Consider the following 15692-nt stretch of genomic DNA (forward strand, 5'->3'; position numbering starts at 1 on the left):
GGCCATGCCATCCAGCGAACTGTGGGCCGGGGCCTTGAGCCTGCTGCTCATCCACCACGAAACCGGTTGTCCGCATTCGGCGCTGAACGCCGTCCGCCTGCTCGAACGCCTTTGCGAAATGGACGGCGTCGATGCTGAAACCCGCAACCTGTGCGAGCGGGCCAGCGCCCGCCTGAGCCGGCAACAGGAGGCGCGCCATGCTTGCACCGCTTAAAGACCGCAGCATTCTCGAACGCGACGATGGCGACCCGCTGGCGCCAGCAGTCGATACCCGGCAGATCAGCCGCCTCGAATCCGAGATCAGCGCCTTGCGTCAGGCCCTGCGCCAGTCGCGCCAAACCCAGCGGCGCAGCGCCACCCTGGCCGCCCGCCAGATTGTTGCGCAGACCAACGAGATCAGCCGCCTGCAGGAAATCAATGCCCAGCAGCGCCAGCGCCTGGCCAAGCTCGAATCCGGCCAGGCCATGATCGAACTGGGTCGCAAGCTGATCGAACTGAGCGATGCCAACGACCACCTGGCCGGCACTGCGCAGCGAGTCTGGTTTCTCGAAAAAACCATCGCCGCCGCCCATGCCGAATACGAACGACTGTCGCGCGAGCGCGATGGGCTGGCCGCTTGCCGCATCAATCGGCGTTGACTTAGCCAGCGCAAGGCCCAGCCATTCCCGATTAACCACCCGGACTCACCCAGCGCCAGCCGGCGTGACTCCGTCTTCCCCTGACCCAGCCAGCCATCCGGAGATCCGGCCAGCCAGCCAGTTTTTCAAAACCTCTGGAGCGCCTCATGGATAACTCCGACATGCCGGTCGACCTGCGACTGGCCGCCGTCATTCACCTGCTCTCGTCCTCCGCCTTGCGCGGCGCCACCCTGAACAAGACCGAGGCCCTGCGTGCGCATCTGCGTGGCATCGCTGCACAGGATGGCCTCAACCCCTACCTGAAAAGTACCTTGCAGGAAGTGTTGGGCGGCTGGGAAGCGGTGCAGTGTCACCCGAACTCGGTTCCTGTCGATTTTTACCCGTTGACCGCGCCCGGTTGCCACGTTCACTGAAAGAGAGAAAAGATGTCCCGTTACACCGGCCCCCGCCTCAAAGTCCTGCGCGCCCTCGGCATCGACCTGCCCGGCCTGTCCCGCAAATCGATGCAGGAGCGGCCACAGCCGCCCGGCCAGCACGGCGCCCGCAAGCTGAGTAGCCGCAAGTCCGAATTCGGCCTGCAATTGATGGAAAAGCAGAAACTGCGCTACAACTACGGCCTCTCCGAGGGGCAACTGCGCCGCGTCGTGCTCGACGCCAAGAAGCATCGCGGCGCCACCGGCGACAAGCTGGTCGAACTGCTCGAACGCCGCCTCGACAACCTGGTTTTCCGCGCCGGTTTCGCGCCGACCATCCCGGCTGCCCGCCAGCTGGTCAGCCACGGCCACATTGCGCTGAACGGCCGCCGGGTGACCATTCCATCGATCCGCATCCGGGTCGGCGATGCCTTCGGGCCGACCGAAGCGGGCCGCCAGCTCGCCGCTGTCCGCGCTACGCTGGACGATCCGGCGCTGGAACGGCCGGAATGGATCGCCCTCGACAGCACGACGCTGACCGCCCGCCTCAGCCACCTGCCGGATGGCAGCTCGGCGCCCTTCCCGCTCGATCTGCAACGTATCGTCGAGTATTACGCTACCCGAATGTAAACCCAGGAGTCGCTCATGCAAACCAGCAAACAAGGCATCCGGGCTCCGTTTCTCGGGCGCCAGTACAACGCCCTGACCGAAACGCCCGGCGCCATTCCTGTCGCGGCATCCGCGCCGCCCAGTTTCACCAGTCACGAGTTGTTTGGCGCGCAGAACGAGATCAGCATCGTGCATCGCGGCGAACGCTACAGCCTGCGTATCACCGGCCTCGGCAAACTGATCCTGACCAAATAGGGCGCTGCGCCGGTAGACGGCGCCGCGCAATGCCCGCCCACGCTCTGCCGTCGGCGGGATTTTTTTTGCTCTGCCCCCGGTTTTTGCCTTTTTCCGAGCGTCGACCGCAGGCCTGCGCCGCACCGGGAAAAAACTGACTTTAATCAAATCAACAATCATTCTCATTTGGCAGAATACTAATATTCTCTGATTACCATCAGGCGAGCCAGCCAACGCCAGCCAGCCCTCTTCACTGGAGTTGTTCATGGACTTGCCTCGCCTCAGCCCCGTTGCGGCGGCCCTGCTGATCGCCTTTTCGACGGTCAATGCGCAGGAAAGCACGCTTTCCCCGGTTAACGTCACCGCCAAGGGTTACACCGCCGCCGATCTCGAAACCCCGCTGGCGACGACGACGCTCGACCGCAGCGAAATTGCCCGGCGCAATGCCGCCAATGTCGGCGACGCGCTACGCGGCGAGCCGGGCATCGCCGTTTCAAACGACAGCGCCCAGGGCCAGAACCCGGTCATTCGCGGCCTGAGCAAGGAAAGCATCGTGCTGCTGGTCGATGGCGTGCGTTTCAACTCGGCACAGCCGGCCGGCGCCATCGCCTCCTTCATGTCCTTCGGCATGGCCGAGCGGGTCGAAGTGGTCAAGGGCGGCGCCTCGGTGCTCTACGGCACCGGCGCCTTGGGCGGCGCGATCAACGTGCTGCTGCCGCAGGCGAAATTCGTTTCCGGCGTCGGCGTCGAAGCCGGCGCCAGTTTTGACAGCGCCAGCCAGGGCTTGCGCGGCACCGCCGTGATGAATGCCAGCAGCGGCGACCACGCCTTGATGCTCGGCGCCTCGCTGGCCCGCATCGACGACTACAAGTCGCCGGAAGGCACGGTGGCGCGCACCGGCTACGACTCCGACAGCTTCATCGGCCAGTACCGCTTCCGGATCGACAGCCAGCAGCAACTGCGCCTGTCGCTGCAACAGCACAAGGACGAGGACGTCTGGTATCCCGGTTCGACCCGGCCGCACGCCAGCCCGCGGGTCGGCAGCACCACCGTCCATTCGCCGACCCAGGCGCGCCGTCTGCTCGAACTCGGCTACAGCCGCCAGGGCAGCGGCGAGGCGCCGCTCAATGTCGATCTGCGCGTCTATCGCCAGGACATGGAGCGCCAGATCTACTCATGGGCCAACAAGCTGAACCGCGACATCGCCACCAACCAGGTCACGTTCGAGACCACCGGCGTCGACGCCAAGGCCGACTGGCTGGTCCATCCGCAGCACCTCGTCTCCTTCGGCCTGAATGCCTGGGAAATGACCGGCAACCCCGACCGCTACATGGCGACCGGCGCCCCGTTCACTACGCTGAGCGCCAACAACCCGTTCCAGAATGCCCGGATCAAGGCAGTCGGCCTCTATGCCCAGGACGACATGCGCTTCGGCCGCCTCAACCTGCTGGCCGGCCTGCGCTACGACACGGTCAGCGGCGACGCCGACAGCATGAACAACGGCGCCCGCAAGAGCGGGCTCGATAGCTCGGACAGCGCGCTGTCCGGCAGCCTCGGTGCAATCTATGAAGTGGCCCCGCTGTTCCGCCCCTACGCCAACTACGCCCGCGCCTTCCGCGCCCCGGGCATGCGCGAGCGCTACGAGTCGGGCCTGCGCGGCGACGGCTATTACTACGCCGGCAGCCCGGAAGTCGAGTCGGAGAAGGCCGACCAGTTCGAACTCGGCGTCAAGGGTGCCAGTGCGGCGGTCGACTACGGCGTTTCGGCCTATTACAACCAGATCGACAACTACATCACCGGCCAGATCCTGACCGGCAGCGCCGCCACCGCCGCCTGCGGCGCCGCCAATGCCGCCAACTGCAAGAAGACGATCAACCTCGGCAGCGCCACCATCAAGGGCTTCGAAGCCCGCGCCCGCTGGCAGTTCGTCGACGGCCACTGGCTGAGCGCCGGCTATTCGCGGCTGCGCGGCACGAACGACGATCTCGACGAGCCGCTGTTCCAGATGCCGGCCGACGAAGTGTCACTGGGCTGGCTCGGCCACGTGCTGCCCGGCGTCAAGGCCGACTTCACGCTGCGCCTGGTGGACCGCCAGGACCGCGTCGCCACCAGGTTCAGCAAGGGCAGCGAGAATGCCACCGCCGGCTTCGTCACCGCCGACCTCGGCGCCAGCTGGCAGATCGACAAACGCAACAGCCTGCGCTTCGCGATCAAGAACCTGGCCGACAAGACCTACCACGAACACCTGACCGAAGGCGTTTCCGGTAGCGAGATCAAGGCCCCCGGCCGCAGCGTCCAGCTTGCCTGGCGCGGCAGCTTCTAAGGCGCTTTCCCATTCACTCCAGCCCAAAGCCATCATGAAAATTGCCCTTTTTGACCCGTCGACCGCCCGACCCGGCAAAATCCGCAGCCTGGCGGCGCTCGCCCTCGCCGGCCTGCTGCTGGCGCCGCTGGCCGCCATCCCGGCCGACCAGCACGCCGGCCACGGCCAGGAACTGGCGGCCGACAGTCGCCACCCGATCCCGCTCGATGCCCGCGAGAAGAATTTCCTGCTCAGCGAAATGCGCGAATTCCTCGCCGTCAGCCAGCGCATCCTGGCCGCCAGCCAGGCCGGCGACATGCCGGCGGTCGCTCAGGCGGCGCGCAGCGTCGGCCTGAAGGCGCATCGCGACGACTTCACCAACCCGGCATCGATCGTCCAGGGCATCCGCAAGAAGGCGCCGCAGGCGTTTTTGCCACTCGGCAAGGCAACCCATGCCGGCTTCGATGAAATCGCCGACATCGCCGAGCAGATCGGCGACAAGGACGCGGTGAACAATCTGCTGGCCGACAACATGCGCCGCTGCGTCGCCTGCCACGCCAGCTACCGGGTGGCCGACGGCCACTGAGCGGCGCCGGCCGGGAATCAGGCCGGTGTCAGCTCGTCGGCCGGCGCGGCCAGGCGGACGACGTTGCGGCCGGCCGCCTTGGCGGCATAGAGCGCCGTGTCGCCACGGTGCAGCAGGCTGTCGAGATCCTCGCCCGGCCGGGCCAGGGCGCCGCCGATGCTGACGCTGAGCGGGACGATGGCGCCGGCCGGATCGAGCACCGTCCGGCAGCTTGCCACCTCGCTGCGAATCCGTTCGCCGAGCGCCGCCAGCACCTCGGCACCGGCCGGTTGCAGCATGACCAGGAACTCGTCGCCGCCCCAGCGCGACACGACATCGTAGCGGCGCAATTCGGCCTCGATGATGCCGGCAATGGCTTTCAGCGCCAGGTCGCCCGTCGCGTGGCCGGTTTGGTCGTTGATCTGCTTGAAGTGATCGACATCGAGCCACAGGATGCCGACCGGCCAGGCTTCGCGGGCCATGCGCACCAGCTCGGCCTCGAGCCGTTCGCTCATGCCGCGCCGGTTGAGCAATTCGGTCAGCGAGTCGGTCTTGCTCAGGCGGTCGAGCGCCTGCGTCCGCTCCTGCACCTTGCCCTCCAGATCGTGCCGGGCCTCGGTCACGGTGCGGGCCATCTGCATGAAGCGGCGCATCAGGCTGCCAATTTCGCCGCTGGCCTGCTGGTCAAGGCTGGCCGGCACCTGGCCACCGGTTTCGACCAGGGCCATCGCCGCGTCGAGCTTGCCGAGCGGCTGCAGCACCAGACGGCTCAGCGTCATGTTGAAGAGGACCAGAATGCCGAGCAGGCTGAGTGCGTAGAGCAGGATGATTCCCGAAAACTGCCCGAAGGGCAGCAGCACATCGAGGTCGAGCAAGGTGATTTCATACCAGTCGATTTCCGGCAGATAGACCAGGCCGGCCAGATGGCGCTTGCCGCCCATATTGACCAGTTCGGTAACGACCTTGCCGTTCTGCACCTCGAGCAACTTCATCGCGGCGTAGATCGCCTTGCGGTCGGCGCTGTCCTCGAACAGCAGGTCGATCGTATTGCGTTCGCCCGGCCGCTTGCTGACCGAGCCGTAGTCGATCAGCGCCTGGTTGCGATGCAACTGGATGGCGCCGGCCCGATCGATGAACAGGCTGGTCACGCCCGGCACTTTCTCTTCGACGACGTTGCCGATGAAGCTGCCGAGGTCGAGCCCGGTGCCGGCAATGCCGACGATCTCGCTGCCGTCGCGGATCAGCACGTCGATCCACAGCTTGGTGATGCCCAGTTCGGGATCTGGATTGACGTTGATATGGATATCGCGCCCCTGGCGGATCAGGTCGTAGAACCAGGCATCCTTCGGCTGCTTGGGGTTCAGGGTATAGCGATACTCGCGGCCGGCGAACTCGTTTTGCGCGTTGTTGAAGTAGTAGCGCCCGTTGCCCTTGAGGCCGACGAAATAATTGTGATCCTGAAAACTCTGGCGAAAACTCTCCATCTCGGCCACCGCGTGCCGGGTCGCACCGGCCTCGTCGGGCTGCCGCGACCACTCGCGGATGTACTGCGAATTGGCCAGTTGCCGGGCCAGCGCCACCTCGCGCAGGATCGGCTGCAGCGTGCGCTCCTTGTCGTAGAGCACCTGTTTTTCGGCATAGCGCACCGCCCACTGCTCGACAATGCCCTCGGCCAGCGTGCGCACGGAAAGCCAGACCGGCACCGCCGAAATCACGAAGAAAAACAGGGTCAGCAGATGAAAGCGTAGGCGCAGGCTCATTCCGGGCAATCAATCAAGAAGGGAAAGGGGTGAGGCGACTGCGGCAACGCAGGCCGGGATCGGGCGAATGCCTTGCCGGATGCATACCACAACCATCATGATACGGAATTCCCCGTGCATACAGCCAGCCATGTTTCGTAAATTCCGCATTCTGCTCCTGCTCCTCGTCCTCGCCACCGTCGGCCTCAGTGCCTGGCGCGCCAACAGCCGGCTGACGGCGTGGGAAGACAGTGTGCACGTCGCGATCTACCCGATTGCCGCCGACGACTCGCCGGCCACGGCCCGCTTCGTTGGCGAACTGAACAACGACAGCTTTGCCGAGATCGGCGAATGGCTGCAGGAAGAAAGCAAACGCTATGAGCGTGCCGTGCTGCAGCCGGTGATGCTGCACCTCGCCCCGGTTCTCAACGAAAAGCCGCCCTTGCCACCCAAGCCGGGCAGCGCCCTCGACATCCTGCAATGGAGCCTGCAGCTGCGCTGGTGGGCGAGCCGGCACGACGCCATCGCCGGGCCGAAACCGCAGGTCCGCCTCTTCGTGCTCTTCCACGACCCCGAGCGGACAGCCATGCTGCCCCACTCGACCGGCCTCAGCAAAGGCCAGCTCGGCGTCATCCACGCCTTCGCCAGCCGCCAGCAGCGCAAACAGAATCTGGTGGTGATCGCTCACGAACTGCTGCACACCTTCGGTGCCAGCGACAAGTACGACCCGGCGACACTGCAGCCGATCTACCCGCAGGGCTACGCCGAGCCGCAACGGCAGCCCCGCCTGCCACAAGTCTTCGCCGAAATCATGGGCGGCCGCACGCCGCTCGCGGCCGGCGAGTCCGAAATCCCGGCCAGCCTGGCCGAGACCCTGATCGGCCGCGAAACGGCACAGGAAATCGGATTGCTGCGGTCGACACCCTGAAAATGGCAAAAACCGCCGCGACGGCCTTGCCGCTTGGCAGCCCGGCATAAATAGCGACAATGGCGGACAATGCCGCGGCCCGCATTTCCTGCGCGGACCACTCGTCACGGAGGCTGCCTCGCCAGTGCCCAAGCGCACCCTATCCCTGCTCTGTCTGCTGACCCTGCTCGCCGGCCCGGCCACGGCCGACGAATGCGACCAGCTACCGCCGCCCGCCGTCACGCTGCAGCGGCTCGACGCCCCGCTCGGCATGAACCTGCAGTACGGCTACAAGACCCTGACCAACCTCGGCGCCGAACTCGGCCCGCCCGGCAAGGCGGTGCTCGGCCTGACCCGGGGCAACGCCATCGTCAAGTTCGAGATCAGGATTCCGGCCTTCATCGCGCCGGGCAGCCGGATGGAGTGCGCCAGCCCGCAGATCAACGTGGTCTACGGCTTCAAGCCGATGACGGTCTATGTCGCCCGGGAATTTCCGGCCGGCAGTTGCGCCTACAAGGAGATTTACGAGCACGAGCTGCGCCACGTCAAAACCTACCAGGACCACCTCGCCAGCATCGAGAAAGACATCGCCGCGACGCTGAGCAAACGCTTCGCCACCGGCGGCCCGTGGCGCGGCCCGGTCGGCGAAACCCGGGCTCGCCTGCAGGACGAACTCGACAATCGCTGGCTGCCCTACATCAGCCGCGAAATATCCCGCGTCAAGACGGCCCAGGCCCTGATCGACACGGCGGAAGAATACGCCCGCGTCGCCGAGAGCTGCGACGGCGAAATCAAGCGGAAAATCCGCTAGCGACAGCGCCATTCAACGGTCCCGCGCCAGATAGAGCGCCACCGCGATCACCCCGGCCGCCAGCAGGCCACTCCACAGCACGATGCCGATCGCCACGCCCCAGCCGGCGACGCAGGGCAGCAGGGCCAGGCCGAGCAGCAACCAGCCGGCGCCGCGCCACCAGTGCAGCACGCCGGCCGCCGGCGGGTGCCGGAAAACCGCCTGGAAATGGCGCGCCATGCCCAGCGCCAGACCGGCCATGCCGGCGACGATCAGCAACAAGGCCACAATAAAGAGCAGCGTCATCGCTCTGTCTCCCTTCCGAAGAATCGCCAGCCGATCAGCAGCAGCAAGCCGCCGAGCAGCACGGCAGCCAGATCGAAGCCCTGGCGCATGACATCCGGCCCGCCGCCGGTGAACTGGTCGAGCGGCAGGATCAGCACGGCAAGCAGCCCGGCCAGCATGAACTGCTCGCGCCACGCCGCCCAACCGCACCAGCCGGCATGGGCCAGCGCCGCCGCCCAGACCGCGAAAAAGGCGACGACCTCGTAGCCGGCCCGGCCATCCAGCGCCACCGGCAGCAGCCGGTTGCTCCAGAAATAGCCGAGACAGGCGAGCAGGCCGCCGCTGACCGAGGCGATGCCGAATGCTTCCAGCCAGCGCTGGCTGCGCCCGGCGCCATGCCGCTGGCGGCGCTTGCGCAGGAAAAGCACGGTGCCGGCCGCCATCATCGCCGCGCCGAGCAAGCCGGAAATAAAATACAGCCAGCGCAGCGCCGAACCGCCGAAATGCACGACATGCAGGCCGACCTGTGCCCGGTAGGCGTAGGCCATCAGGTTCCAGTCCACCTGTTTGCCGAATACTTCGCCGCTCACCGCATCGAAGGTGACGTGGTCGGCCACCGCCGACAGCCGGTCGTTGACGTGGCGATAGGCCTGGACCAGGCCGTTGCGGTCGGCGGGATGGCGGATCAGCAGGTTGCTGATCGTGCCCGCCCCCAGTTCGCGCTCGGCGGCGGCGAGGTGCTCGGCCAGCGGCAGCAACTGGCCCGCTTCGCGGCTCGCCTTGCGCTCGAAGGATTTCAGCACCTCGGCTCGGTTGGCGCGCGGCTTGCTGTCGTAGAGCGCGTAGGTGGCGGCCGGCATGAAGGCTTCGGCGAGGATGACGACCCCGGTGTAGGTGATCATCAGCAGGAAGGGCAAGGTCGCGACGCCGACCAGGTTATGGACGTCGAGCCAGGCCCGGCGGCGGTTGGCACGCGGCCGCAGGGTGAAGAAGTCGCGCAGGATACGGTGATGGATCAGGACGCCGGAAACCAACGCCGCCAGCATGAAGATGCCGACGGCGCCGACGATCCACTTGCCCGGCGCTTCGAGCAGCAGCTCGGCGTGCAGGTCGGTGAAGAAATGCCCGCCCGTCGTCGCCCGCACCTGCAGCGGCTGACCACTGACGGCATCGAGGGTTTCTTCCTGCAGGGCGCGCGGGTTCTTGCCCCAGCCGATACCGATGCTCGGCGCCCGCTCAGTGGGCAGGCGCAGCCGCCAGACGGCGGACTCGGCCCCGACCTGGCGCAGGCGGGCCTCGCCGAGTATGGCTGCGGTCGACTGTGAAAAATCGGCAAATTTCACTTCCGGCCGCATCCAGTGACTGATTTCCGGCTCGAAGACAGCCAGGCTGCCGGCGATGAAGATCGGCACCAGCAGCCACGAAAAGACCATGCCGCCCCAGGCATGCAGCCCGAGCAGCGCCTTGCCGAGCGCATTCATGCCAGCCACCCGACCAAGGCGATGGCGGCCGCCCAGAGCAGCGGCCAGCCCAGCGCCCGCCAGGCCGACGGGCTGACGAAAGCCCAAAGCAGGACGCCGACAAAAGGCAGCGGCGCCAACTGCCCGGTCAGGTACCAGACGGTGGCCTTTTCATACGGCAGCCAGCTGCACAACAGGTAGAAAATCGCCCAGCACAGGGCGTAGCCGCCGAGCGCGGCGGCCAGGATGCGCAGGCACAGGTGAGCCGTGTCAGCGGAAAGGAAAGGCATGGAAATTCCCATTGAACGTGCCGAAAAACGCAAAAGCCCCCGGCTACCGGGCAAATGCCGTTCAGTTAAGGCGATGATTCTTGAGCTTGTCGTTCCCGCGCAGGCGGGAACCCAGTCAGCGCCTGGCCCCTGGATTCCCGCCTGCGCGGGAATGACATTTTTGAATAGATCAGCGTTTCCTTAGAACTTCCAGCTCAGGTCGAGGCGAACGTCGCGGCCCGGTTCGGCATAGCCGTAATAAACCGTGCTGCCGGCGTTGTTCAGGTAAGCGTAGGTGCCCTGATCGTAGTAGAACTTGTCGAACAGGTTGCGCACGCTGAAGGTGACTCGCACCCGGTCCTTGCCGAGCGGCTGCCAGTTGGCGTAGATGTCATGCACCGCGTAGCCGTCCTTCGACTTCTCGACCTTCGACATGTCGGTGTACTTGTGCTCCTCGACCAGGCGGCTGGTCCAGCCGAGATCGAGATTCCACGCCGCGATGTCGTAGCCGAGATTGAGGTTCCAGCTACGCCCGGTCGACACGCCGAGGCCGTCATTGATTTCGCCCAGGTCGTAGCCGTTCAGCTTGGGCTTGGCATAGGCGACGCCGGCGCCGACGCGGAAGGCGCCGCTGCGCCAGCCGCCGCCCAGTTCGTAGCCCTTGGAGACCATGTCGCCGACATTGGTGATCGAAGTGCCGCTGCCGGTCGTGATGAAGTCCTCGATGTTCAACCGGAAGACGGAACCTTTCAGGCTCCACGGGCCGCTGCCGTAGTTGAAGCTGAGTTCGTAGTTGCTGGCCTTTTCTTCCTTCAGATTGGGGTCGTTCTTCCAGGTCGTGCTATCGATATAGAAGGCCTCCTTCAGGCCGGCCCCGCGCATCGTCCGCGAGGCGGCGGCGCGGAAGCTGAGCGCCTCGGTCGCCAGCCAGGTCAGGCTGCCGTTCGGGCTCAGGCCGTTGCTGGAGAAATCCTGGTTGTGGTTGTCGGTGTAGCTGTACCAGTCGTAACGGGCGCCGGCGCCGATGATGAACTGCTTGGCGAGCGGCAGGCTGCCTTCGAGGAAAAGACCGCTGACGCCGCTTTCCTCGTGGCCGGTACTGGTTTTGTCGACGCGCCGGGAATTGATCGCGTTCGACTCGAAACGATGATGATTCAGGCCGTAGCGGACGGTCGCCTCGCCCAGCTTCGAGGTCAGCAACAGGTTGGCGCCCTGGGCATCGATCTGTTCGCCCCAGGTGTAGCCGGCCGGCTTGTTGAAGCGGGCCTGCGCGGTCGGCGTCGTCCGCTCGACCGTCATCTGGTCCGAGAAAACATTCAACTCGATGGCCGGCGCACTGCCGTTGCCATCGTAACGATAGGTCGCGGTCAGCGTGTCGCGCTCGCTCTTCTGCGGCATCGCCGGGCCATTGTTGGCGCCCAGCCCCCACATGTTCGGGCGCAGGAAGCGGACGCCTTCGTCCTGTACGCTCTGGTAGCCGACCGCCAGGCTATGCCCCGGCGCCATCCGCCAGTTGAACTTGGCCAGCCCGCTCTTCTGCGTCGAGCCGCTGTTGACTTGCGTCTTGCCGTTGCCGTCCTGGTAGTCGTCGGTATTGATGCGGTTGCCGGAAAGCAGGAAATCGAAATCGTCGCCGGCCAGGCCGTACACCGACGCGCCGAAGCGCTCGCCCTCATTCGAGGAAACGCCGCCGCGGACGATACCGCCCAGCTTCTGGTCCGCTCGCAGCAGGTCGCGGCCATCCTTGGTCGTCATGCGCAGCGAACCGGCCAGTGCGCCCGGCCCGGCACTGGCCGCCGAACTGCCACGATCCAGTTCGATCTGCTTGATCAGGTCGGGATCGATCATCAGCCGCGACTGGTGATGGAAGGCCCGGCCGGTCTGCAGCGCACCGTCGAGCGTCGTGCTCAGCATCGAATCCTCGACGCCGCGCACATAGATTTTCTGGGCAATCGCCGGCCCGCCGCCGACCGTGACACCCGGCTCGTCCTGCAGCACTTCGCGCAGATTGCGCGCCGCCCGCTGCTCGATCGCCTCGCTCAAAATGACCGAAGTCGCTTCCGGCACCTGCTTCTCGCTGACCACCATCGGGGCCAGCGTCGGCTCCTCGGCGGCCACCGCCGACAGCGAGAAAACCCCCAACAAAGCCAGCGCGATCGGCTTGATGCGCGGCATACCTTTTCCTACTGACTGCATGCGAAACCCCCTGAAATGCAAACGCCGTTAAAAACCCGGCGGTCAATTGCGAATAGTTTTCATTTGTAACAAAGGGCGCTAGTATCGCAAAAACCTCCGAATCATTTGTTTGCGGGAACAACGAAGATGTTTGCTGCCAAGAAAATTTACCCACCGCCCTTCCAGCCCGGCCAGCCGGCGCCGCTGCCGTCGACCACGGCCCTCGATCTGGCGATGCTCAGCCAGCGCATCGGGCTCGGCCATCAGGCGGAAAGCAGGGAGCTGGCGGCCGGCGCGGCCGTCCTCGAAGGCAGCTTTTCGCTGGCCCGGCTGCGCGAAGGATTCTTCCTGCATTGCACCAACATCACCCACCTGCACGACATGACTGCCCGCTTCCCGCTGCTCAAGCCCGGCATCAAGGTGCTGCTCAAGCTCGAAGGCAATGCCGAGGTCAGCTTCGGCGGCACGCCGCTCCACCTCGACGCCGGCCAGGGGGCCAGCGCGACGCCGCGTGGCGCCGTGGTCACGCTCAGCCAGCCGGAGGATTTCGAACGACGCAGCCGGGCCGGTACCCACGAGCGCATGGTGGTCATCACCCTGACCGCCGACTGGTTAGCCGCCGCCGGACTCGACCCCGAGCAGTTCACGCCGCACCTGTCGATCCGCCACTGGCAACCGTCGGCCCGCGCCATCGGCATTGCCGAACAACTGGTCCGGCCGAGCACTTTCGCCGGACCGATGCACGCCCTCTACCAGGAAAGCCGAGCCCTCGAACTGGTTGCCGAAGCCCTCGCCCAGGCCGACAGCCAGCCGCCGGACATCCCGGCCGGCCTGCACCCGGGCGAATACCAGCGGATCTGCCGCCTGCAGCAATTCCTCGACAGCGGCGCCGCCAACCATCTCGACATGGCGGCCATCGCCCAGGCCATGGGCTGCAATCCGAACACGCTGCAGCAGCAGTTCCGGCTGGCTTTCGGCCAGACCATCTTCGACTACCGGCGCGAACGCCGGCTGCAACGGGCCGCCGCCGAACTGCAGCGGAGCGGCATCAGCGTCGCCCGCGCCGCCGAAATCGCCGGCTACAGCAGCCAGGCCAATTTCTCGACGGCTTTCCGACGCCATTTCGGCGTGGCCCCCAAGCAGGTCCGCCTGAAGATCTAGGCCGTCTGAAAATGATCAAGGCATTTTCCGCTTGACCTTCGCCGGCGATTAAATAATAATAATTCTCATTAACAGCAAGCCAACCGGATCTCCGGCCAGCCAGCGATTCTTCGCCAAGGAGCTTAGAGATGTCCGATATCCCCTTCCATGTCGCTGGCGGCGTGTTCACCGCCGGCAAAGCCAAAACCGCCGACGGCTTTGCCCAGTTGCTGCCCAAGCCGACGCCCGCCGAGCCGGCGCCGGCCGCCAGCCAGGGTTCGCAGCGGCGCAAGCTGTGGGGCATCCCGCACAAGTTTCATTGCCCGGTAATCGGCGTCTGTTTCGGCGTCGATGAATTGCGCAGCCTGATGGCCAAGGTCATGCACTTCCCGCGCGACACCACCGATTTCGTGCTGCATACCACTGCCGTCGGCGCCTGCGAAACCCGCAGCCGACTGGCCGAACTGCTGCACAAGAACATGGAAAAGCGCTTTCAGCTGATCGTCCGCCGCTTTGCCGAGACCAAGGATGGCGAAGGCTTGCGCCAGCTATGGCGGGAAGCGGTGCGGGCCGGTACCGAAATTCCCGGCGCGCTGTGGGCGAGTTGGACGCATCCGGCCTGCGATGCGCTGCTCGAACAGGAAATCTACGGCGACATCCACATGATCCAGCACCAGATCGGCACCGGCACCCGGGCCGAGTTGAACGCGCTGAAAACCCTGCAAGCCGAGAACCTGCAACTGCGTCGTCAACTCGACGCGGCGCGCAGCGAAGTCGAAGCCCAGCGCGGTGAGAAATCGCGGGAAACCCGCAGCCTCGGCCAACGCGTCGCCGATCTGCGCATCGAACTGGCCGGCAAGGAAGCCCATGCCGCCAACCTGACCGGCCAACTCGACACACTGCGCCAGACCCTGCCCGAGCTCAAGGACCGGCAGGCCCTGGCCCGCCGGGCGAGCGACGCCGAAGGCCGCGCCACGGCGCTGACCGCCAGGCTGAATGATCTGGAGGAAGAAGTCGAACGGCTGCGCGAACTGGCCCGCCATGCCGACGAAACCATCCGCCACCTGCTCGCCGCCGGCGACCAGGCCGCCGTCGCGCCGCACTCCGCTGACGACGAGCAGGCTGCCAACCTCTCCGGCAAGTGCATCCTCTGCGTCGGCGGTCGTTCGGGTGCGGTGGACGCCTACCGGCAAATCGTCGAGCAGCGCGGCGGCCGCTTCCTGCATCACGACGGCGGCCTGGAAGAAAGCCTGCACCGGATCGACGCGGCGCTGTCGGCGGCCGACCTCGTCGTCTGCCAGGCCGGCTGCATCAGTCACAACGCCTACTGGCGGGTCAAGGAACAGTGCAAGCGCAGCGGCAAGCAGTGCGTCTTCATCAAGGGGGCCGGCGTTTCCAGCTTTGGCCGCATTGTCAGTGCGGCCTGCACACCGACGGAGACCATCACGGTCGCCTGAAGTTCCAGGCTTTGCCAAACAAGTTGTTGACAGCAATTCTCAATTACAAAATAATACGATCCATTCTCGTTTGCATTCATGCTACCAATGAACACTCAGCCGAAAGCCATCCCCACGCCCCCTCCCGCCGAACTCGGCCCGGCCCGGCCGCGCGTCGAAAGCGAGGAAATCCTGCGCGGCAACAGCGCGGTTGAAATCGACCATGCCGGCCAGCGTTACCTGTTGCGCGTCACCCGCGAAAACAAGCTGATCCTGACCAAATAAGTTTTTCTCCGTTGTAAATCTCTCGTTCCCGTAGCCAGCAAGCTTATCGCCAGCGAGCCAAGGGTTTTTTCCCTGAAGGCGGCTGGCGCAACCTGAAAAACACCGCCATGAGTTACGCCCTCTCTCGTCCTTCCCCCTTCCAGCGCAGCGGTCTGCTCGGCGTTGTCATCGGCCTGCATGTCGGCGTTTTTCTGCTCGTCCTCGCCGCCAAGACCGTGATGCCGCAGATCATGGAAATGCCGCTGGTCGTCGATCTGCTGCAACCGCCGGAGGCTGAAAAGCCGCCGGTCGCCAAGCCGCTGCCGATGGTCAAGCCGCAGCCGGTCAAGCAGCAGCGGGCGCCGATGCCGAAAGCACCGACCCCGGTCATCGAGGCCACCAACAGCAATGTCCCCGCCCCCGCGGCGCCGGTCGTCGCCCCGGCCGAGCCGAAGCCGGCCCCCGC

General features: G+C 65.5%; 17 protein-coding genes and 1 pseudogene. 13 read left to right on the forward strand and 5 right to left on the reverse strand.

Annotation, left to right across the window (positions count from 1 at the left end; all coding sequences use genetic code 11):
- The first annotated feature begins 4 nt into the window (after nt 1–4).
- The 7 genes from AT959_RS11515 (at nt 5) to AT959_RS11545 (ending at nt 4782) form a co-directional block, all read left to right on the forward strand.
- The gene (locus AT959_RS11515) at nt 5–214 is read left to right on the forward strand and encodes a hypothetical protein (protein ID WP_066883235.1); all 210 of its coding nucleotides are present in this window, start codon (nt 5–7) and stop codon (nt 212–214) included.
- Nucleotides 198–638, forward strand: coding sequence for a hypothetical protein (locus tag AT959_RS11520; protein ID WP_066883236.1), 441 nt, complete (start codon nt 198–200; stop codon nt 636–638). The genes AT959_RS11515 and AT959_RS11520 overlap by 17 nt, the downstream gene beginning before the upstream one ends.
- Before the next feature lie 146 nt (nt 639–784).
- Nucleotides 785–1051, forward strand: coding sequence for a hypothetical protein (locus AT959_RS11525; RefSeq protein ID WP_083518363.1), 267 nt, complete (start codon nt 785–787; stop codon nt 1049–1051).
- Between the two features lie 12 nt (nt 1052–1063).
- A complete protein-coding gene (rpsD, locus tag AT959_RS11530; protein ID WP_066883238.1) occupies nt 1064–1681 on the forward strand; it encodes a 30S ribosomal protein S4 in 618 nt (205 codons plus the stop codon).
- Nucleotides 1682–1696: 15 nt separating this feature from the next.
- Nucleotides 1697–1915: a hemin uptake protein HemP gene (gene hemP / locus AT959_RS11535; protein WP_066883240.1), complete on the forward strand. Its 219-nt coding sequence runs from the start codon at nt 1697–1699 to the stop codon at nt 1913–1915.
- Nucleotides 1916–2159: 244 nt separating this feature from the next.
- Entirely contained in the window at nt 2160–4217 is a 2058-nt protein-coding gene (locus AT959_RS11540) for a TonB-dependent receptor (protein ID WP_083518364.1), read from the forward strand.
- Nucleotides 4218–4251: 34 nt separating this feature from the next.
- Nucleotides 4252–4782 carry a hypothetical protein gene (locus AT959_RS11545; RefSeq protein ID WP_066883242.1) on the forward strand — a complete coding sequence of 177 codons (531 nt, stop codon included), beginning with the start codon at nt 4252–4254 and terminating at the stop codon, nt 4780–4782.
- Nucleotides 4783–4799: 17 nt separating this feature from the next.
- Here AT959_RS11545 and AT959_RS11550 read toward each other — a convergent pair whose 3' ends face one another.
- The gene (locus AT959_RS11550; protein ID WP_066883244.1) at nt 4800–6521 is read right to left on the reverse strand and encodes a GGDEF domain-containing protein; all 1722 of its coding nucleotides are present in this window, start codon (nt 6519–6521) and stop codon (nt 4800–4802) included.
- A 130-nt stretch (nt 6522–6651) separates the two neighbouring features.
- On the opposite strand from AT959_RS11550, the gene AT959_RS11555 reads away from it, so the two are divergent.
- Together AT959_RS11555 and AT959_RS11560 are read left to right on the forward strand one after the other, a co-directional pair.
- Nucleotides 6652–7428, forward strand: coding sequence for a hypothetical protein (locus AT959_RS11555; protein WP_066883246.1), 777 nt, complete (start codon nt 6652–6654; stop codon nt 7426–7428).
- 124 nt (nt 7429–7552) lie between these two features.
- Complete coding sequence (locus AT959_RS11560) at nt 7553–8218, forward strand: hypothetical protein (RefSeq protein ID WP_066883248.1); 666 nt, start codon at nt 7553–7555, stop codon at nt 8216–8218.
- A gap of 12 nt (nt 8219–8230) precedes the next feature.
- Here the strand turns inward: AT959_RS11560 and AT959_RS11565 are convergent, their stop codons facing one another.
- From AT959_RS11565 to AT959_RS11580, 4 genes are all read right to left on the reverse strand, one after another.
- Nucleotides 8231–8503: a DUF3325 domain-containing protein gene (locus tag AT959_RS11565; RefSeq protein ID WP_083518365.1), complete on the reverse strand. Its 273-nt coding sequence runs from the start codon at nt 8501–8503 to the stop codon at nt 8231–8233.
- Nucleotides 8500–9963, reverse strand: a complete 1464-nt coding sequence (locus tag AT959_RS11570; RefSeq protein WP_066883250.1) for a PepSY-associated TM helix domain-containing protein — start codon at nt 9961–9963, stop codon at nt 8500–8502. Before AT959_RS11570 ends, AT959_RS11565 begins: the two co-directional genes overlap by 4 nt.
- Complete coding sequence (locus tag AT959_RS11575) at nt 9960–10232, reverse strand: hypothetical protein (protein ID WP_066883252.1); 273 nt, start codon at nt 10230–10232, stop codon at nt 9960–9962. The genes AT959_RS11570 and AT959_RS11575 overlap by 4 nt, the downstream gene beginning before the upstream one ends.
- Before the next feature lie 180 nt (nt 10233–10412).
- Complete coding sequence (locus AT959_RS11580) at nt 10413–12386, reverse strand: TonB-dependent receptor domain-containing protein (protein ID WP_066883254.1); 1974 nt, start codon at nt 12384–12386, stop codon at nt 10413–10415.
- A gap of 147 nt (nt 12387–12533) precedes the next feature.
- Between AT959_RS11580 and AT959_RS11585 the strand changes: the two genes are divergently transcribed.
- The 4 genes and pseudogenes from AT959_RS11585 to AT959_RS21620 all read left to right on the forward strand — a co-directional run.
- Nucleotides 12534–13547 (forward strand): helix-turn-helix transcriptional regulator, encoded by a 1014-nt coding sequence (locus AT959_RS11585; RefSeq protein ID WP_066883256.1) that lies wholly within the window; start codon nt 12534–12536, stop codon nt 13545–13547.
- Nucleotides 13548–13675: 128 nt separating this feature from the next.
- Entirely contained in the window at nt 13676–14983 is a 1308-nt protein-coding gene (locus AT959_RS11590) for a DUF2325 domain-containing protein (RefSeq protein ID WP_066883258.1), read from the forward strand.
- Between the two features lie 87 nt (nt 14984–15070).
- Nucleotides 15071–15247, forward strand: coding sequence for a hemin uptake protein HemP (gene hemP / locus AT959_RS11595; RefSeq protein WP_066883260.1), 177 nt, complete (start codon nt 15071–15073; stop codon nt 15245–15247).
- Between the two features lie 107 nt (nt 15248–15354).
- Nucleotides 15355–15692 (forward strand): annotated as a pseudogene (locus AT959_RS21620) (hypothetical protein); the annotation flags it as partial.

Origin of the sequence: Dechloromonas denitrificans (genome assembly GCF_001551835.1) — a bacterium.
Lineage (GTDB): Bacteria > Pseudomonadota > Gammaproteobacteria > Burkholderiales > Rhodocyclaceae > Azonexus > Azonexus denitrificans.